Raw genomic sequence first — 19,664 nt, forward strand, 5'->3', positions numbered from 1 at the left:
ATTGCTAAGCTAAAACGTCAAGACTAGGAGTAAATAACGTTTTCTTCTATCCCACTAACTAATGACTGAGCATTCTTCCAACGGAATACCTTCTCCAATACTTCTGTACCACCTGGCGCACGCCAAGTTCGTTCTTGACATTCTTGACCTCCAATATGGCGGTAGAATTCAATTGCAGAAATGTTTTGCGATACGACTTCTAGATAAAGACCAGTGTCTTTAAAGTACTGTTGCTGCCATTCTGCGACAGCAAGTAATAGCTGCTTGCCAATACCACGACCGCGGTAGCTGTCATCAACATGCAGTGCGTCAATAAAGGTTCCACGCTCGAAATCATGGTTGCCAAACACACAAACGAAGCCGAGCAACAAACCACCCTCTTCCGCCAAGACAATGTGCTGGTTGAATGGTGGGTTGGTCAGACGGGTTTGCCAGATCAGTAGTTTGTCGTCAATCGCCTCTTTATCAAGATAGTTATCACTAAGAATGCCACGGTAATGACGCTTCCAACTATCCGCATGAAGATGCGCAATGCGCTCGTAGTCCTTATATTCCGCTAATCGTAAATCCATTACGTATTCCTATTTTCTTACATTTTTTACTTCTTTATAGAGTCTCGGCATATTCCACCTTTATAACACTTGTTTCTTGGCAGATTTTATACACCTTAAGCCAGAGCTCATTTTTTAATACTACTCATTATTCAATTAAAAGCAAAATATCCCATCAAGTTCCTTAATGTACATCCAAAGGAACAGTCACATTTGTCTAACTTTAATTTGACTTACACGTGTACGCTGATATTCTGGCGAACAGTTGTTAGCTCAAAGTTAGGAATACACCTGTGACTCAAAACAAACCACCCATTATCTGGTTGAATACATTGATATTTTCTTCCAGTTTTGTTCTGACTTTTATTGTAATGCCTTGGTATGCATATCATTTTGGACTGGGTTGGGAGCATCTAGTTTGGGGAGTGATGGCATTCAGTTTTACGAATCTTTCTATTACAGCAGGCTATCACCGACTCTGGAGCCACAAAACATACGAAGCTCATCCAATTTTACGTGCTATTTTTGCGATTGGAGGAGCATTTTCTTTGCAAAATAGTGCATTACACTGGTCTTCTGATCATCGTGTACACCACAAGCATGTCGACAATAACGACAAAGATCCTTACTCAGCGAAACGTGGCTTTTGGTATTCTCATATTGGTTGGATGTTACGCGACTACAACAAATCGCAGGAAAACGAATACACCAACTGCCGCGATTTAAAGCGTGACAAAATCGTCATGTGGCAACATAAGTACTATGTTCCACTTGCTCTACTCACCAATATTGGCTTTCCGGTCGCTCTTGGTATTATCTACGGCGATATTTGGGGTATGTTATTAGTAGTTGGTGCCGCTCGACTCTTTATGAGCCACCACACGACCTTTTTCATTAACTCACTTGCGCATGTTTGGGGAAAACAGACTTTCACGGACAAAAACACCGCTCGCGACAACGGCGTGTTAGCCTTTTTCACATTTGGAGAGGGCTACCACAATTTCCATCATATCTTCGAGAATGACTATCGTAATGGTGTGTATTGGTGGCATTACGACCCAACAAAGTGGTTGATTAAGTCATGCTCTTGGCTAGGACTGACATCTAAATTACGCACAACGCCAACATTTAGAATAGAAAAAGCTCGCGCAACTCAACTCTTGAAGAAAGCAAAAGAAAAACTGGGAGCAAAACCGAATACGCAGACGATTCTCGATCAGTTACAACACGAGTTTGATGCGCTAGTTCATCACATGCAGGAATATTATGAGATGCGAAAGGAAGTACTCGGTGCAAAAACAGCCAGTGTAGTAAAAAAATACGAGTGCTCTGTGACAAAGATAAAGTATCAGCAAATCAAAGCGGAGTTCGAGCGGCAACAACGCAGTTGGAACCTCATGGTGCGCCGATACGCTTAACTTAACCCATCCTTACGATTTAGCTTCGCTTCGGCGAAGCTTTTTTGTTGCAAGGATTATTACCCTCTTCCAACTCACTGAGTTGTTTCTTTTTCTCATTTTGAATCAATTCCCTCACTATTTATTCAAATTTCTGGTCATATTTTCCTTCCTGCAAACAGCTTCAAACCAGCACATAACACTTAGAAAACCAAATTCCAACAATACAATCTAACGAAATTAATTATTAAATTATTATTTGTCTCAGATCATGCAAGCCCCATATTTGTCTCGTGCCACAGTTAAGAATTCTGTAAATTCCTTGTCATAAACTGAAACAGTTTCTTTCTTTTTTTCATAACATTCGGAGATCCCTATGTTAGAGCTCTTAATTGGCTTAGTTGTCACCATTGCTGTGGGTTACTTTATCGTCAAAGGCTATAAAGCAGCGGGCGTGTTACTGACGGCTGGTATTGCTTTACTTCTTATGACTGGCGTATTGGGGCATGACGTGCTGCCCTCAAAAATCACCTCAACCGGTAACATGGTGACAGACGCGCTAGAATACGTGAAATACATGCTACAATACCGCGGCGGCGGCCTTGGTATGCAAATCATGTTGCTATGTGGCTTCGCTTCCTATATGACTCACATCGGCGCGAATAACGTTGTAGTGAAACAGTTCTCTAAACCGCTTTCTGTTATCAAGTCTCCTTATGTCCTTTTGGTAGCGGCTTACATTGTGGCGTGTTTGATGTCTCTTGCAGTAAGTTCTGCAACCGGCCTTGGCGTACTATTAATGGCGACATTATTCCCAATGATGGTCGCGATGGGGATCTCTCGTCCAGCAGCGGTTGCAGTTTGTGCCTCTCCTGCGGCAATCATTCTTTCTCCAACCTCTGGTGATGTGGTGATCGCCGCCGAAAAATCTGGCTTGGCGCTTGATGTTTTTGCGGTACAAACAGTGTTGCCTGTTTCTATTTGCGCAATCATCGTGATGGCTGCCGCGGCTTTCTTCTGGAACAAATACTTAGATAAGAAAGAAAATACGCCAATGGAAAAAATTGACGTATCAGAGATCAAAGCCGATGCACCAGCGTTTTATGCGGCACTGCCATTTCTACCTATCATCGGCGTGTTCCTATTCAACGGTCGTACCATTCCAGGACTTAGCCTAGACATTTACACTATTGTGGTCGGTTCGATTTTCCTTGGCGCTCTGATCCATTACGTTGTAAATAAGTTTGATGGTAAGAAATCACTGGAAGATTTAGATTCTTGTTACGCTGGCATGGCTGACGCGTTCAAAGGCGTTGTGATGCTTTTGGTTGCAGCGGGGGTTTTTGCGCAAGGTCTAATGTCTATCGGCGCTATCGATAACCTACTTCACCTTGCAGACAATGCCGGTGCAGGCGGTGTTGCTTTAATGCTTATCCTTACTGCATTGACAGTTGCAGCAGCAATTGCAACGGGGTCTGGTAACGCGCCTTTCTATGCATTTGTAGAGTTGGCACCATCTTTGGCTGCGAAAATGGGACTAAACCCAGCGTTCCTAATTATCCCGATGCTTCAAGCATCAAACCTAGGTCGTACTATCTCACCAGTGTCTGGCGTAATCGTTGCGACATCCGGTATGGCGAACATCAGCCCGTTTGAGGTTGTAAAACGAACATCTGTTCCGGTTCTTGCAGGTCTTATCACAGTTATTATTGGTACTATGGTACTTGTTCCAATGAGTGCCTAACGGCATCGCCAATATCGCTTATCGACAAGGCCCAGCTTCTAGCTGGGCCCTTTTTTTCATCTCTCCAGTGCCATTATTCTTTCTGTATTGCTTTGTAAATGCATTTTAATTGTTACTCAACTCGTGACATATTTCTCGGTTATTACATCGCTTCTTCAGAAGCATTTGCGTAATATCTCAACAGTTTATATAAGAACTGAATACATTAAAAAATGGGATTTATTATGACTGCATTTATTGTCTTTATCGTTATAGTCCTGCTCGTTGTGGTGTACGCCGTCAGTATCTACAACAAGCTCGTTACTCTACAAAACCGTTTCAAAAACAGCTTCGCTCAAATAGAGGTTCAATTAAAACGTCGATACGATTTGATTCCGAACTTAGTTAATACTGCAAAAGGCTATATGGAACACGAAAAAGAAACATTTGAACGTGTCATCCAAGCTCGTAATCAAGCAATTGCTGGCCTGAAAGCAGCCAGTGACGCGCCTGGTAGTGATGCGGCAATTAGCCAACTAAACCAAGCAGAAGGCATGCTGCAAAGTGCGTTGGGCAAACTTAATGTTGTAGTGGAAGCCTACCCTGAGCTTAAAGCAAATGAAACCATGAGTCAGCTTCAAGAAGAATTAACCAGCACTGAGAACAAAGTTGCGTTTGCTCGCCAAGCATTTAATGATGCGGTAACCAGCTACAACACATACAAACAAACGTTCCCGCCAGTGTTGTTTTCCAACGCATTCGGATTCCAAGATGGAAAACTGTTAGAGTTTTCTGACAGTGCTGAAATACAAGCGGCCCCGAAGGTTGAGTTCTAATGAATTTCTTTGACCATCAAGATACCGCGCGTCAACGCACTGGGCTTTTGGTGTTCCTGTTTTCCTTAGCAGTTGTCACCATCACTGGTTTGGTAAGCGTATTATCGATTGGTATCTATTACGGAGTAACAGGCGAACACTTTGATCAAGAAACCGCACTTACCTACGTCTTGTTGTGCTTTGCCGGTGTATTGCTGGTTGTTGCGATAAGTTCAATGGTTCGCTTATCCGCCCTCACCTCCAATGGAGGCCGAGGTGTTGCTGAGAGCATAGGCGGCAAGCTGATTTCCTCAAACACCTTAGATGCAAAACATAGACAACTACTCAACGTTGTGGAAGAGATGGCAATTGCATCTGGCATTCCGGTTCCTCCCGTCTATGTGATGCAGGAAGAGCGCGGTATCAATGCTTTCGCAGCAGGCATGAGCATTGATGATGCCGTCATCGGCGTCACACAAGGCTCACTGGATAGCTTCACGCGAGATGAACTACAAGGTGTCATTGCTCATGAATTCAGCCATATCTTAAACGGAGATATGCGTTTGAATACGCGTCTTATCGGCGTACTGTTTGGCATCACTTGCATTGCACATTTTGGACACTTGGTCTTAGATAACACTCATCATACGAGCCGCGTATCAAGAAGTTCTTCCGATTCCGATAAAGGCTTTGCGGTTATCATGCTGATTGCGATTATCTGTTTGGTTCTGGGCTGGATTGGCACCTTGTTTGGCTCGATGATCAAAGCTGCAATCTCTCGTCAACGTGAATTTCTCGCTGATGCCAGTGCCGTTCAATTTACTCGAAACGATCAAGGCATTGCTGGTGCACTCAAGAAAATTGGTAGCCATATGGCGGGTTCTTCATTGAATACAAAAGCAAGCGATGAGATGAGCCATATGATGTTTGGTCAAAGCAAACTCTCCGGCTTTTCTGGCCTATTTGCTACTCACCCTCCACTAGAAGAACGGATTCGCCGAATTGAACCTGGTTGGGATGGAAGTTTTTCTCAAAGTTCGCATCGTCCGACGACAAGCTTTGAGAATGATAACGTTAGTGGATTCTCATCAGGGACGTCGACACAACCTGAGAAACCAACCACCGCAGAACTCAGCGAAGTAGGTCAACAACTACTTAACCAACTTCCTTCCGAACTTGTCGACATCGCTCGTGAACCATACAGTGCGCGCTTTATTGCTTTTGCCTTGATATTTGATGGCAGTGAACTCCAGCGAGAGATGATAAAAAGTCATATCCCAAATGTGTCTCAAGCACAATTATTACCATGGCTGGATTATGATTTGCCTCTTCATCTACGCTTTCCATTACTCGAACTCTCCATTCCTGCCTTGAAATCGCTAAGTGAGGGTCAGAAAAACAGACTGTGCCAGGTGCTACTTGAACTCTCTCAAACTGATGACCACTACTCACTCGCAGAATGGTGTGTCATCAACTTATTGGAGAAGCAACTACTCGAATCGTATGGATGTACAAAACAGTTCCAATCTTTAAAGCAATTAAAAGAGAGTGTGTTTTGGCTACTGCGCGAATTGGCTTGGGTTAGTCACTCTCAACCGGAAGACGCTCAACGTGCATTTAGCAGCGCCCTAACCTGTTTGGGCTTTAATGATGCAGAGTTACAACCCGCAAATAAGAACTGGGACCTAAATCGCGCCGCTTTAGAGCTCCTACTGCAGCTCAAACCGAAAAGTCGTCGCTTGTTCGTAAAAGCGTGTCGATTAGCGATTGAATCGGATGGAAAGGTTACCGTTGCGGAAGGAGAACTCTATAGAGTAATCGCCTGCTTCTTAGAAGTTCCAGAGCCGCCACTAACAGTATCAGTCAATACTGGACAAACCCTACCGAGCCAAACACAACAAGCTAACTGACTTAGCTTTAAACAAAAACGCCAGCAAAAGTGCTGGCGTTTTTTCATTATGTGTTCTTATTTGACGATTTACGCTGACTTAAATCGATCAGGGATCTTAGTAATACTCTCTCGATAACTAAACCATAAGTAGGTCACGGCGAGAGAGAAGAATAAATACGAAAGTGCGAATACGATTGGAGACGTAATTAATTCAGCCGACATTCCCCACATCACACCAACAACCGTTATCGTCAACTTAGAAAGCATGCCGCAAATTAGTAAGAATAAAGCAAGCTGTGGAAAGCGCGAGCTACGGAATGCAAAGAAATAACAGCTCCCTACCGCTAGAGAAGCAATAGATAGACCCAACATAAATGAATGGATGTGGTCTGCAGATGCGACACCAGCAGATACCGAAGCCATGAGTAATAGGAACAGTTTCATAAGTCACCTCACAACAAGTCTAAAAAAGCATCCCTTCATAAATGAAATCTCATTTTTCGCTATATTCTGCTCCTATAATCTGCAATTACAAGTGACTTTTTTGTTCACTTAATGCACAAAAAACCTAATCAGCTCTAGTTATTACAAAAGGTTAACAATTTAAATTTAAGAAACCCTTTACATCCAATACTTACGGCGATAAGACGATATTTCAGTCATTTTTGTTACAGAGAGTTAACACGGTAACATTTTGAAATTTTTTATATGAAATGTGAGCTGTGCACCCAACTGCGCACTGAATTCTCTGTTTTGACTAGTTCCTCGTTCCTTACAACAAAAATCATCACTTTTTGATAACACTCCAACCACATACAAAACCATGAATTCACATCCGCTTTTAATGTTTCAAATTATTTTATCAGTAACGGTAAAAAGAGATTCCAATCACATATTTATTGGTTATAATCCGCGCTCATTGCGTTAATCGTTGAAAAACGCAAACTAATTTTGAGAAAAAACATCTTTAAACCAACCCTCTTTGCGGCATTGCCAACAAGAGGAAAAACTGAGAATGAAAATGAGCAAGATTGATAAAGCTATGCGCATCCTGTTAGCAGGGTTCTGTATCAACCTTTGTCTTGGCATCCTGTATGCTTGGAGTGTATTCAACAAGGCACTGGTAACTGAATCAGGCTGGAGTGCTGCAGAAGCTTCTGCACCTTATGCAACTGCAACCATCACTTTCTCTATCTGTCTTCTTGTTGCAGGTATTCTTCAAGACCGCATGGGTCCACGTATGATCCTTATCCTAGGTACTGTTCTTACAGGTCTAGGCATGATCGCGTCTGGCTTTGTTGACACTCCACTCATGCTGAACATTACCTTCGGTATGATCACAGGTGCAGGTATCGGTTTTGGTTATGCATGTCTTTCACCTTCTGCGATGAAGTGGTTCCACGCTTCGAAGAAAGGCATGGTTAACGGCATCATTGCGGCTGGTTTTGGTCTAGCGGCTATCTACCTAGCACCGGTAACATCATCATTGATCGACAGCATGGGCATTCAAACGAGCTTTATGGTTCTTGGTGTTGGTATCCTGGCAATTGCAGTTCCTCTTGCAGCAACCATCAATAACCCACCAGCAGACTACACACCTGCTGAGCCAAAAGTAAGAGAAGGTCAAGCACCTAAAGCGGTTAAAAAATCAGATGACCTAACTTGGAAAGCAATGCTGAAAACGCCACAGTTCTACTCTCTATGGATCATGTACGCGTTCGCAGCTTCTGTTGGTCTAATGATCATCGGTAACATCACGACAATCGCAAGCGTTCAAGCAAACTTGCCAAACGCGGTTTACCTAGCGTCCATTCTTGCTGTATTCAACTCTGGCGGTCGTGTTGCTGCGGGTATGCTTGCAGATAAAATCGGCGGTGTTCGTACGCTTCTACTTGCGTTCGTCTTACAAGGCGTAAACATGGTGCTGTTCGCAACGTTCGACTCTGAGTTTACTCTGATCATTGGTACTGCGATCGCAGCGGTAGGTTACGGTACCCTTCTAGCGGTATTCCCTACTCTAACGGCCGAGTTCTACGGTTTGAAAAACTACGGTACTAACTACGGTGTGCTTTACACTGCATGGGGTATCGGTGGTGCAATCGGCGCAGCAGTTGTTGGCTTCTCTATGACGAACGGCGAAGGCTACACCTTGGCTTACACTATTTCATCAGCAATGATGGCAGTATGTATCGTACTTGCGTTCATCACTAAGCCACTGTCTGAAGCGAAAGTAGCGCAGCTAAAAAACGCATAATTGCGAATTGATTTGATAGCGAAAAGGCTTAACCTATGGGTTAAGCCTTTTTTGTTACAGGTCGTTTATGGAAAGCCCTATCGAACTTGCACCAGACTACTATCTAGAAAACTTCTTTAAGCTGACTCACCACGCAGTAACCTGGTACAGCGATTTACTGGCCGAGGATGAACACGCTTGGCTTTGCTCGTTTGATTCCTTGAGCAAACACGCCCAATGCCTGTTGGTGCGTTTATACAGCCGAAAAGGGTGTTGGTTTCGAAGTGATAAGCTGAGTTATCAAGAAATACCTTCTATCAATGAAGCACTGGCAGAATTGAGTCAACATGAGTTTGTGGCCCTTTCCCCAACACTCTCTCATCAAGAGTTAGCGTCTAACTTACTGACGAAACCGGAGATCTCTGCACTTTACCCAGAGCTACCGAAGTCATTAAAGAAAGATGCCCTTGTAGAGCGTTTAAGCAACACGGAATTTGATCGTTTTGAGCAGCTTGAGTTTACGATCATCAAACTCAATTCCGCTCACATGATAGACGTATTACTCACCCTGTTTTTTGCCAACACTCATCAAGACTTAAGTCAGTTTGTGCTTGATGACTTAGGTCTACATCAGTTCGAGCAATACCAATTGAGTAAAGTGCGCCGTTTCTTTGATTCACGTGAACAAATAGACCGCTTAATTGAACTGAGCCAACTGGCCAACCTGTACTGGCAATTTGATCGAAAAGACAAAGCCAATCTCGACTTATTAATTGAGGCAATGCCTCAGCCCGTTAATCACCATTACGTAGATCGTAAACGTGAACATATGTTGAATGACATAGCACGTGATTACGAACGGATTGATGAGCTAGAGACCGCCCTATCACTATTTGGCCAAACTCAACTTGCTCCGAGCCGAGAACGACGCGCACGTATCTATGACAAACTAAACCAAGATGATTTATTTAGTGACATTGTCACAGAGATGCTACAGTCGCCAATTGATGTGTCTGAGCTCGAAGTCGCACAAAAACTTGAGCAACGGTTGAAGCGAAAACAAGGCGCGAAAATGCCAAGAGTAGCAAAGCCACTCTGCTCCGAATACCATATTGAACTGGATTTATCTCAACAACGAGTCGAGCTTGCCAGTAAAGCGTATTTTGAGTCCTTAGGCTGGACAGTATTTTACGCCGAAAATGCACTGCTTAATGCATTACTTGGCCTCACTTTTTGGGATGCGATTTTTGCTCCTATTGAAGGGGCATTCATTAACGCTTATCAACACCGTCCTTTAGATTTATATCACTCGGATTTTGTTACCAAGCGCCAAGCTTTGATAGACACCGCTTTTGCCGAACTAGAAGCGGGCAACACCCAGATGTTATTGGCAAAATACGATGAGAAGTTTGGCATCAGTAATCCATTTGTACATTGGAATTTAATAAGTAAAGAGCTACTCGAAACAGCGCTCAACACTATCCCAACCAATATGCTGATGGCGCTGTTCAAAATACAATTGAGCGACCTTAAGCTTTACCGCAATGGGATGCCGGATCTCATTGCTTTTAAAGAAAATGAGTTCGAGTGGATTGAAGTGAAAGGCCCTGGCGATAAACTCCAGGATAACCAATGGCGTTGGATCAAAGAGTTTACTCGCCTTAATGTCCCGTTTGCGGTGTGTTACGTCGCAGCAACTTAACTTACTTTATATTAAGAGCTTGGTGTTTGTTCACTCAAACCGCCCCTCGGTTATCGCCCCTTGCTCTTTTTTCTAAACATTTTTTCGTTTCTTCACGATCGCTTCACGCTTCTTCACACAAAATGCGCTTCTACTCACTAAGTTGACTTGAAGAGGAAAAATAAAATGAACAAAACACTTCTTGCGTTACTTGTTACCTGCTCAGTTTCGGTATCTGCGGCTCCTTATGTAGGTCTCGAATATGGACTAGGCACCACTGACCATGATTTGGAACCTCACTTTTCAACTGACAACGTAACACTCAACCCTGGGCTTGAAGACGGTATTTTCTCAGGTTTTGTCGGTTACGCGTTCGATGACAACTGGGCGCTAGAGTTGGGCTACAGCCAATTTGACCTTGATGATAATCGTTCAAAGAACCTTGGTATCAAACAAATTGATGGCAAAGATTACCATCATGAAATGGATTGGGATGCGTCAATCAAAGCCAAGCAAGTGTCGCTGGCACCTGTGTTTAACTATGCATTAAATGATAAATGGACAACAAAATTCAAAGCGGGTTTAACGTACACGGAATACAACGCCAAGGTTTCTAAACATCAAGAATACGAGCTTGTCGCGAACGACGATGTGGAAATGAACAACACGCTTTTCCATAGCACGGAGAAAAACAACGAGCTAGGCGCAATGCTCTCAGTGGGTGCGGAATACAGAATTTTCCCGCAGCTCACCATAGGTGTAAACGCAAAATATCAACTAGACCGATACGCGAACACTGCATCCTTTAACGTAGGCACAACTTACTACTTCTAATTTAAGGAGACGATAATGAAAAAAAAGATTTTAGCAGCCATGTTTGCCCTACTTTCAAGCTCAGCTTTCGCCGCGTTTAATGGTCCAGAAATAGGCGTAATTAATTCGGTGAAAGAGGCGCACAACGCAACCGACGACAGCGCAGTCATGTTAACCGGGCACATTGTTCAATCTCTTGGTAACGAGACTTACTTGTTCAAAGATGAGACTGGTGAAATCGAAGTGGAAATCGACAATGAAGATTGGATGGGGCTAGACGTTGGTCCAAACGATAAAGTGACGATTCGAGGCGAAGTTGACTCAGAGTGGACAACCAAGCAGATCGACGTAGAGACCATTCAAAAGCTTTAATTCGCCTGACACCTCAACACAAACAACACAGCCACATATTGGAGGCTGTGTTGTTTATGGGCCGTGAAACTACTCGTTTAACTGACCAAGCAAGGACAATCTTGCGGCAAGACTAATCGTATACTCTTAGGCTGAACATCAAACCGTATTGTTCTCGAATGATATGGTTCGCCATCTAAATTGAGCGGAAGTGGATTTGGAAAGTCTATCTCCAACCAGCTTGCTCTTGTGTGTTTTACAAACTCACCTTTCTCGCTAGGATTATTGATCTCTTCGATAACTTTCGGCAGCTCATGAGGTAAGAATGGACGCACCAATGTTAGATCCATCAAGCCATCATTAATCATCGCTTTCGATGCTAACTCTTGCCCACCTCCAGCTAAGCGACCATTGCAGAAAGCGCCAAGCAACATTTCTCCCTGATAAGCCCCGCCTTCAATTGTTATTGTTCCGTCATAAGGTTTAAAGCCGAGCGCTTTTACAACACCAGTTAGTGTATAAGCGCCGCCACCAAGAAAGTTTTTAAGTTCAACAGGCGTTTCTGCCGTAACTTCTGCGCCAAACCCTGCTGTTGCCACGTTAACAAAGTAGCGATCGTTAGCCTTGACACAATCGACCAAAGTAGACTGCCCTTCTACGGCGAGAGATAAAGACGCCTTGATAGAAGCTGGCACTTGAATCGCGGTGGCAAAATCATTTGCGGTACCAAGAGGGATAATGGCTAACTCAGGGCGTTTTTCTTCTTCAATTTGGATAATCGCAGAAGCCGCCTCATTGACGGTCCCATCGCCACCAGCGACAACAATACGTTCAATCCCTTCATCAACCGCTTCTTTCACCAAGCGCGGCATGTCTTGAGATTCCCAAGTCACTCGCACTTGCAGATCGACGCCCTTGTCTCTCATTTTCATGATTGCATCTCTTAACTCTGGGTTCCCAGCTTTTTTGCCGTTAAGGATGGCACGTATTGTCTTCTTCATTGCACTTCCTATTGGTTGATGGTTTTCCCTGCTTGTTTAATCTGTGATCGCAACCATTGATGGGCATTGTCGTTTGTCCGACTAGGATGCCATATTGTGCAGAGCTCATAGGTTTGTTCATCAAATGGCATAGATAAAGATTTAACATGATAGGTGTGGTTGAACAAGTTGATCATCGACTCGGGCATTAAACCAATATATTCACTACCGCAGATAACAGGTAGCATTTCCAACACGCCAGAAGCTCGATACTTTATCTTTCTTTTGTCCAAGTCGACAATATCATCGGCGTTTAACAAGCTCTTACGACTCTGCCACTGCGAAACCACCACATGTTCTTCTTCAAAAAATTGTTCAGCCGTAATCTCGTTCTTTAAGCGTGGGTGCTCCTCGCTACACACCACCACCAAGCGCTCAGTAAGCACAGTTTCAACTTTTAAAACCGTTCGTGCTCTTGGCGCGATATCAATGATCAAGTCGTAACGTTGCAAACGCAGATCGCTTTCAAAATCTTCCGTAAAGAGTGGATGAACCTCTAAAGCAATATGTGGTGCTAACTCACGGATCTGTTTCATGACTTGAGGGAGCAACTCAAAACTTGCAACAGACACACAAGCAATGGAAAACACTCGATTCGATACTTTAGGGGCAAATTCGCTAGAAGCCGCCAGAGTTGAAGTAAAGTTTTGCACCGAAGTAAGCAACGCAGGGTAAATATCCATAGCAAAAGAGGTAGGTTCTACCCCCTTGGTACAGCGATGAAATAAAGGTTCGTCATAAATATCACGAAGGCGTGCCAACGCTTTGCTGACTGCGGGCTGCGTGATGCTGAGACGTGCTGCTGCTTTAGATAAGTTCCCCTCTTCATAAATGGCAATAAAGATGGGGATAAGATTCAGATCGGTCGGTTTCATGCTATTAAATTTTTCGAAAATCACTTTCTCTATTTTAATCTAACAGCATGATAGTTAACGTAGCCAAGTACAAGAAATGGGCGGTACGACCTGTTTTAATGAGTTTTAACTCAATTTTGACGTGCTCCATTCACCTCATAAGTGAGCAGCTACCATGCAAGCCAAAGCTTACATTAAGATTTGCCTAAATATGGGGTAAGAAACTCGCTGACTTCCTCGCCGCATAAACCAATTTCTACCTCAATACCGGCTTGTTTTAGAATCTCGATACCTCGACCACTGTTGCGCGGATCTGGATCCAACATGGCTACGACGACTTTGCCAATACCGGATTTTACTAATGTCACCGCGCAAGCTGGCGTGCGACCTACAAACGAACACGGTTCTAGCGTAACGTATGCCGTCACCGATTCTAACGAGCCTTGATATGCATTCAGCGCTTCTACTTCCGCGTGGTTGCCACCAATAGCTTGAGTATGACCTTCTGAAACGATTTGGTTGTCTTTCACTAACACGCAGCCAACCGGCGGGTTGGGTTGACATTCAGGAAGCGCATTTTTGGACACTTCCAATGCGCGGCGCATAAACTCTTGGCTCATTTGAACTCTATTCTCTAATAAAAACGAGGCGCTATATTAGCGCCCCGTTTTATTCATTGCCATCTCTTCCAATGACTTTGTCCAGCTCTGGTAACGCTCGCGGTATACGGAATTTAAAGCGTTGTTGTTTGGTCTGGATCTTGCGCCACATCGACTTCATTAAATGAGCGCTATTTTCACCATTTTGCATTCGCGACGCACTTTTTTGCCACGATTCACTCGTATCGGCTTTGGTCATTTCCAGCTCTGCCGTATTTAAACGCAATTGTTTGTACAATACGGTCCTTGCTTCAGACCAACGTTTAGCCTTTAACAAACGGTGGAACGTCAACCATGCTGGTGTCGGTCTGTTGCGGTAGTAACGTTTAATGGCTACCAATGAAACAGTCACAAAACCCAACAATACAAGCGTGGAAACAATCCATGCAAAATACGTTTTGATGAAGGATTTCAACGTGTGCTTCGCGGCAAATGTTTTGCCCTCTAACACCACCGTTTCCACTTGTTGAGTCTTACTGTTCCACCAACGGAACTCATAATCTGGCAGGGTTAGTTCACCACCTTGTTGAATCACGTACACGCTCTCTTCTGTGCGTGTTGACTGGTAATCACCACGTGTTTGCGTATCTGTCAGACGGTGGGGTTGAGGATACGCTTGGTAACTGGTTGTTGATTCTCCTTTCAACAAGTCTGGTAGCAACACAGATAGCGAATCTTGAGCTGAAATAGTGATTTTACGCGTGATTGCATCCCCAGCTTTGAGTGTCTCAGTGGAGGTTTCCCACTCTTGCTTTACGTCTACGCGCGTTGCAGAAAACCAAGGCGTATCACCGCTCAACAATCCCGATGGCAAGACAGTTTTGAACTTAATCGGCTGCGTGTAAAGGGTGCCTGACACCTTCTCGCCGTCCGGCGCTGACACCTGAACACCCACTGCGACAGGTGGAATCACAAAATCACCAGATGCTTGCGGATACAAAGTCACTTCCCAGCGTTGACGCGACCAAGTTTGTCCGCCCTTGTGCTCCGTGAAGTTAGTGGCTAACTGATTACGCTGTTTGGCGATAACATTGGGCATTTCAATACTGCCAATTCGCGTCCCCCCCGTAAACCAGCGAGGCGTTGCCACTTCGATGGTTAAAATGACTTGCTCATTGACACTAAAACTTGGCGTTTTACGCTTTTCTACAGCCGTTGGTTGTTGACCAACCCACGCTTGCAACTCAACACCATGATTGCGTTGAAGATCGTAAATGTCCTGAGCGAAAACGTGACGACTTACGAACAGACTCAAACAAACCACTAACCATGCCACTATCCGTGCAGGAAGTGCAAAAGAGGTAACGCGATGGGCATTCATCATCATTGGGCAGCCTCCTCTGTATTGTGTTCCGTTGTCGTAGTCGAGCTACCCGTTGTTGGCGAGCGTAATTGAATTTGAAATTTAGCGCGTAAGAAATACTTCGGATCCGCTTCGACTCGCTTTAGCCACTTGTCGGCTAATTCTTGGCTACCTAAGATGTCGTCTGCGCTTAACGTCTCTTTAATCATCAACTCTGCTGACGTTTGTTCATCCGCTCCTTCTGCGGTTTGAGGGTTGTCGCCTAGCTCGGTTGACGCCTCTTGCTCTGTTCCGGCTTGACTTTCACTCATCTGATTTATCTCATCGACGATGCCAGCAATCACTTTCAAGTTGTGCTCAACATCAGGTCTTAACGACTCGCTCAACGTTGGCTTGCTGGCTAGGGATTTTAACAAGTCACGAGCAGCCAAATATTCACGCTGGCGCGCCAATGCGCTCGCCGCATTGTAAAGACCGTAATCTCGAACCTCTTCGGACGGGTCGTTTTGCATTTCCAAAAACGCACTGTGCGCGAGCTCAAACTCGCTAGCGTAGTAGTACGCCGTGCCTTTGCGTAATGGATCGACAAAGTGTTTTGCAGCTTCTAAATACGCTTGTTGGTTGAACAAACGCTGTCCTTGTTGGTCTGGCGTCAGCCACAAATCCCACCACCATTGCGCCACCTTGTCGAAGGTCGTCACTTTTTGCACAACTTGTGGCTGCTCGGCTTTCACAGAAATGTTCTCCGCCATTGCACTGGTCGGCATCAACAGTGTACCGCTCACCATTGCAATCACGCACCACTGCACTAACCACCCTTTTCTAAACCACAGCATCATGATCAACGCGATTGGGAACAGCAGTTGATAACCCATGTCTTTCCAAGGCATTGAAGATTCGCCATTAAGCTGCATATTGCGCTCAACGTATCGATTCAGTTGTTCGATATCACTGTTATCGACCGTCACTTCCACCAATCGACCGTTGGTCTGGCTGGCCAGTTTTTGCAGAGAATCCAAATCCATCGGGTTGTTACTCACGATGTCTGTATTCCCCGCAGCAAGAATTAACAGTTGATAAGGTTTGCCTGCAAAATACGCTTGGTATTGCTTAATTGTGGCCGGGTTCACGCCGTCGCTCACCAACAAAACGGTGGAGCCTGGTTGACCTTGCAATTGTTGATCAATTAACGGTAAGACTTTTTCAGCAAGCTTACCTTGCACGGGCATGATTTCTGGCGTAATGGCCGCCAAAAATGGGTCAAATACTTTGCTGTCTTGAGTCACAGGCATCGCCACATGAGCACTGCCCGCAAACACGACTAAACCCGTTTTTCCGCCTTTTCGCGCAACTAACAAATCGCGTATTTTCTGTTTGGAACGCTCAAGGCGGCTTGGTGGGAGATCTTTTTGCAGCATCGAGTCGCTGTTATCAAGCACCACAAGCAGAGAGGCTTTATCTTCACCAAAAGGAGAAGATTCACGTTGCCACGTTGGGCCTGCACAAATCACAATGGCGATTAGCACAATCAGCATCAAGAGCTTAAGCGGCAGTTGCTTGCGCCAACCTCGCTCGCCAATCGTCAAAGCATTGCGTAAATGTTCGGGCAGAATATCCTTCCAGCTTGGTTTGCTTTCTTCTCGCCAGCGCAACCACACCAAGAAAAACATAGGGATCAAAGCCAGTAACCACAGCGGTCGAATAAAATGAAACTGCGTAAAGAATTGCGTCCAACCAAGAGAATCAAACATCGCTCTCTCCTAATGATGATCGTGTTGCAGCCCTTCTTTTGAGTGTCGCGACGCTGAACGCGAGTAAATGCATGATGACCACTAACGCCATCAAGTAATGGTGAAGACTTTGTTTTGGGCGGTATGTGGTGCTTTCGTAAAGTTGAGGTTCCAGTTTGCCAATCTCGTCGTAGGCAGCCGACAGTTCATCACGGTTGAGAGCTTCAAACGCTTCACCGCCGGATTCTTTCGCAATGCGATGAATCGTGTCCATATCCAACGCGGTTTCACCTATCGTTTCCGGATCGCCCATCGCAATCACGTGCACTCGCAAGCCTTTGGCTTTCGCAACTTTCGCCGCATCAATCGGTTCGACAAAGCTGCCCGTGTCGTTGCCATCGGTTAATACAATCGCGACTTTTTCACGGTTTTGATCTTGTTCTAAAGCACCACGCGACTTATCGCTTTGCTCAAAAACTTTAACCGCTAAGCCAATCGCATCACCAAGATGGGTACTCTGCCCTGCCATCGCCACATCGGTTTGGTTAAGCAGTTCGAGCCACACTTTTTGGTCTGCGGTAAATGGCGTTTGCACAAAAGCGGCATCACCAAAAAGAACCAAGCCTAATCGGTCACCTTTACGAGACTGAACAAACTCCGTCAGCACTTCTTTCGCCGCATCAAGGCGAGAAATTTTTTCACCTGTACGAGAGGTGAAATCAGGCTCAGCCATGGAACCCGAAAGATCCACCACCACCATCACATCGCGCCCTAAACTCTCGCGAACTTGAGGCTCGCCTAACACGGTGGGTTTGGCCATCGCACACACCACCAAAAGCCATGAGAGAATTAACGTTGCTCGTTGCCACCAGCTTGGGGTTAACTGGCTTGCACCCTCTGATGGCGTCTCGCCAATCGCTTCCACCAACTGACTAAAAAACGGCACTTTGATCGCCATTTGCTTAGTGCGATATGCAGGCACCAAGTAGTACACCACCAATGGCAGCGGCAAAATCAGAAACCACATTGGGTGAGCAAATTCAAAACCAGACAAACCAGTTAGCGATACAAGAAGATCATTCATGTTGACCTCCCTGATTTGCTTTGCGTTTCAATAATGGAGATTTCTTTGCCGCGCTTTTTTGAGCATCACAACGGTGTTCACTCACCCAGTTTTTCGCACGAGCAATAAGCGTTAATCGCTCTTCGTTGGTTAGCATAACGCTTGGGTCAACAATACTTTGTAACCAGCGCTTTGAAAGCTCATCGTTAAAGACCACTTGCGAGTTTGCTTGAGAATCTCCGGTTTGCGGATATAGCGCATCGAGCTTGCGCAAAAAGGCGGTATCAAACAATTTCGCGTTACGGCTATCAACATGAATCAACACAATTTTAAGCACAGAGAACAATGCTTTAGGCATGCCTTTGTCGCTCGGTTTGATTTGCGAAATCGCCAGCAGAGCTTCTTGTCGGTAGCGGTTACACCACCACTGTTGAGCCAAACGATACGCGACATACACCAGTGCAATGAGCGCAACCGCCGCTAAAATCTTCCAGCCAATAGTTTGCGGATACCAACTCACGCTTGGTGGCACGGCCACATCATGTAGCTCTCTGAGTATGTAGGTACTCGGAGGCGTAGGAAGACCACTCATTTAACGCCCCCCTACCAGTTTTTGAAATTGTTTAATGTGCTCGCCTGTCGTATCGAGTTCGATGTGCGGAAGGTGTTTCATCGCCATAAGTTGAGAGAGTGATTGACGCTGTAAGCTAGTTCGAGCCTCAAGCTTTGCGCTCGCGGCCTCTACCTTTACTTGGCTGTCTAAATTGAGTTGATACTGCCCATCACCAACCACCCATTTCGATTTTGCCAAATCGTCTGGTAGCGCTTGTTCTAATGGGTCACTGACCATCACTGCGAGAACATCATTGTGCTGTTGCAGCTGTTTAAGGTGATCAAGATGGTGCTCCTCGCAGTCGCTCCAGTCGCTGATAAAAATCAAAGTGGATTGCTTGAGCTTCATGCGTTTAATGAGCTCAATCCATTGACTGAACGTTACTTTTTCGGAATTGCGGGAGTCCACATTGAGCGATTGATTGGCTTTAGCGAGACGTTTAAGTTGCGCCAGAAGATCGTTTTGCGAACGCTGTGCCTTGCTGTGAAACAACGCCTGCTGGGATGCGATGACAAAACCGACTCGGTCGCCATCTTTTAATACTCGCCACCCACACATCGCTGCGATCTCTGCCGCGACAACCGATTTCATTACTTGCGTCGAAGCAAAAAACATTGTGCTTCTCTGGTCGACACACACGATTACGTTGCGATCTTTTTCTTCTGTATAGCTGCGTACGTGCGGCTTACCTGTACGCATCGTAACTTTCCAATCAAGGTTACGAATATCGTCACCTAATTGGTAATGGCGCAACTCTTCGAAGTTCAATCCACGACCGCGAAACAGCGAATTGTGTCGGCCAGAGAGTACGCTACCCGCTTTTAAGTGAGGAAGTAAACTGAATGATTCTGCTTGTGCTTGCAGGCGTACTAAACGAGCGTAATCGCAGTACAAACGGGGATCCATCCCCTGTGATTTTGGCGCAAGAGTTGGCTTAGCCATAATGC

General features: G+C 45.0%; 18 protein-coding genes. 8 read left to right on the forward strand and 10 right to left on the reverse strand.

The genetic code is table 11. The annotated features are described in order from the left end of the window. Window positions 1-23: 23 nt before the first annotated feature. Window positions 24-572 (reverse strand): GNAT family N-acetyltransferase, encoded by a 549-nt coding sequence (locus ACZ5ZC_RS00085; protein WP_005398196.1) that lies wholly within the window; start codon window positions 570-572, stop codon window positions 24-26. A gap of 272 nt (window positions 573-844) precedes the next feature. Here ACZ5ZC_RS00085 and ACZ5ZC_RS00090 point away from each other — a divergent pair, with 272 nt between their 5' ends. From ACZ5ZC_RS00090 to ACZ5ZC_RS00105, 4 genes are all read left to right on the forward strand, one after another. Further along, entirely contained in the window at window positions 845-1,969 is a 1,125-nt protein-coding gene (locus ACZ5ZC_RS00090; RefSeq protein ID WP_005398197.1) for an acyl-CoA desaturase, read from the forward strand. Window positions 1,970-2,324: 355 nt separating this feature from the next. Further along, window positions 2,325-3,692: an anaerobic C4-dicarboxylate transporter DcuC gene (gene dcuC, locus ACZ5ZC_RS00095; protein ID WP_005398199.1), complete on the forward strand. Its 1,368-nt coding sequence runs from the start codon at window positions 2,325-2,327 to the stop codon at window positions 3,690-3,692. Between the two features lie 224 nt (window positions 3,693-3,916). Next, entirely contained in the window at window positions 3,917-4,507 is a 591-nt protein-coding gene (locus tag ACZ5ZC_RS00100) for a LemA family protein (RefSeq protein WP_006742324.1), read from the forward strand. Continuing rightward, the gene (locus ACZ5ZC_RS00105) at window positions 4,507-6,396 is read left to right on the forward strand and encodes a M48 family metallopeptidase (protein ID WP_054867420.1); all 1,890 of its coding nucleotides are present in this window, start codon (window positions 4,507-4,509) and stop codon (window positions 6,394-6,396) included. Before ACZ5ZC_RS00100 ends, ACZ5ZC_RS00105 begins: the two co-directional genes overlap by 1 nt. 68 nt (window positions 6,397-6,464) lie before the next feature. On the opposite strand, the gene ACZ5ZC_RS00110 is transcribed toward ACZ5ZC_RS00105, so the two are convergent. Beyond that, on the reverse strand, window positions 6,465-6,821 hold the full coding sequence (locus tag ACZ5ZC_RS00110) for a hypothetical protein (protein WP_005398137.1): 357 nt from the start codon (window positions 6,819-6,821) through the stop codon (window positions 6,465-6,467). Between the two features lie 577 nt (window positions 6,822-7,398). On the opposite strand from ACZ5ZC_RS00110, the gene ACZ5ZC_RS00115 reads away from it, so the two are divergent. The 4 genes from ACZ5ZC_RS00115 (at window position 7,399) to ACZ5ZC_RS00130 (ending at window position 11,476) form a co-directional block, all read left to right on the forward strand. Next, window positions 7,399-8,631, forward strand: a complete 1,233-nt coding sequence (locus ACZ5ZC_RS00115) for an L-lactate MFS transporter (protein ID WP_054867482.1) — start codon at window positions 7,399-7,401, stop codon at window positions 8,629-8,631. 67 nt (window positions 8,632-8,698) lie between these two features. Beyond that, window positions 8,699-10,312 (forward strand): VRR-NUC domain-containing protein, encoded by a 1,614-nt coding sequence (locus tag ACZ5ZC_RS00120; protein WP_464931600.1) that lies wholly within the window; start codon window positions 8,699-8,701, stop codon window positions 10,310-10,312. Between the two features lie 165 nt (window positions 10,313-10,477). After that, the gene (locus ACZ5ZC_RS00125; protein WP_054867423.1) at window positions 10,478-11,125 is read left to right on the forward strand and encodes an AcfA family outer membrane beta-barrel protein; all 648 of its coding nucleotides are present in this window, start codon (window positions 10,478-10,480) and stop codon (window positions 11,123-11,125) included. Window positions 11,126-11,140: 15 nt separating this feature from the next. Next, window positions 11,141-11,476: a NirD/YgiW/YdeI family stress tolerance protein gene (locus tag ACZ5ZC_RS00130; protein WP_054867424.1), complete on the forward strand. Its 336-nt coding sequence runs from the start codon at window positions 11,141-11,143 to the stop codon at window positions 11,474-11,476. A gap of 77 nt (window positions 11,477-11,553) precedes the next feature. Here ACZ5ZC_RS00130 and yegS read toward each other — a convergent pair whose 3' ends face one another. The 8 genes from yegS to ACZ5ZC_RS00170 all read right to left on the reverse strand — a co-directional run bounded on the left by yegS (window position 11,554) and on the right by ACZ5ZC_RS00170 (window position 19,659). Further along, window positions 11,554-12,456 carry a lipid kinase YegS gene (gene yegS / locus ACZ5ZC_RS00135; protein ID WP_464931601.1) on the reverse strand — a complete coding sequence of 301 codons (903 nt, stop codon included), beginning with the start codon at window positions 12,454-12,456 and terminating at the stop codon, window positions 11,554-11,556. A gap of 8 nt (window positions 12,457-12,464) precedes the next feature. After that, a complete protein-coding gene (locus ACZ5ZC_RS00140) occupies window positions 12,465-13,370 on the reverse strand; it encodes a LysR family transcriptional regulator (protein WP_464931602.1) in 906 nt (301 codons plus the stop codon). A 173-nt stretch (window positions 13,371-13,543) separates the two neighbouring features. Beyond that, entirely contained in the window at window positions 13,544-13,969 is a 426-nt protein-coding gene (locus ACZ5ZC_RS00145) for a bifunctional diaminohydroxyphosphoribosylaminopyrimidine deaminase/5-amino-6-(5-phosphoribosylamino)uracil reductase RibD (RefSeq protein WP_005498583.1), read from the reverse strand. Between the two features lie 49 nt (window positions 13,970-14,018). Beyond that, window positions 14,019-15,335 carry a BatD family protein gene (locus tag ACZ5ZC_RS00150; RefSeq protein ID WP_464931603.1) on the reverse strand — a complete coding sequence of 439 codons (1,317 nt, stop codon included), beginning with the start codon at window positions 15,333-15,335 and terminating at the stop codon, window positions 14,019-14,021. Next, window positions 15,332-17,062 (reverse strand): VWA domain-containing protein, encoded by a 1,731-nt coding sequence (locus ACZ5ZC_RS00155; RefSeq protein ID WP_464931604.1) that lies wholly within the window; start codon window positions 17,060-17,062, stop codon window positions 15,332-15,334. The genes ACZ5ZC_RS00150 and ACZ5ZC_RS00155 overlap by 4 nt, the downstream gene beginning before the upstream one ends. Next, window positions 17,055-18,125, reverse strand: a complete 1,071-nt coding sequence (locus ACZ5ZC_RS00160; RefSeq protein ID WP_047008272.1) for a vWA domain-containing protein — start codon at window positions 18,123-18,125, stop codon at window positions 17,055-17,057. The genes ACZ5ZC_RS00155 and ACZ5ZC_RS00160 overlap by 8 nt, the downstream gene beginning before the upstream one ends. Next, complete coding sequence (locus tag ACZ5ZC_RS00165) at window positions 18,118-18,696, reverse strand: DUF4381 domain-containing protein (RefSeq protein WP_025632218.1); 579 nt, start codon at window positions 18,694-18,696, stop codon at window positions 18,118-18,120. The genes ACZ5ZC_RS00160 and ACZ5ZC_RS00165 overlap by 8 nt, the downstream gene beginning before the upstream one ends. After that, window positions 18,697-19,659 (reverse strand): DUF58 domain-containing protein, encoded by a 963-nt coding sequence (locus tag ACZ5ZC_RS00170; protein WP_464931605.1) that lies wholly within the window; start codon window positions 19,657-19,659, stop codon window positions 18,697-18,699. It lies immediately after the preceding gene. Window positions 19,660-19,664 lie beyond the last annotated feature (5 nt).

The sequence above is a fragment of the Vibrio sp. JCM 18905 genome (genome assembly GCF_055393305.1).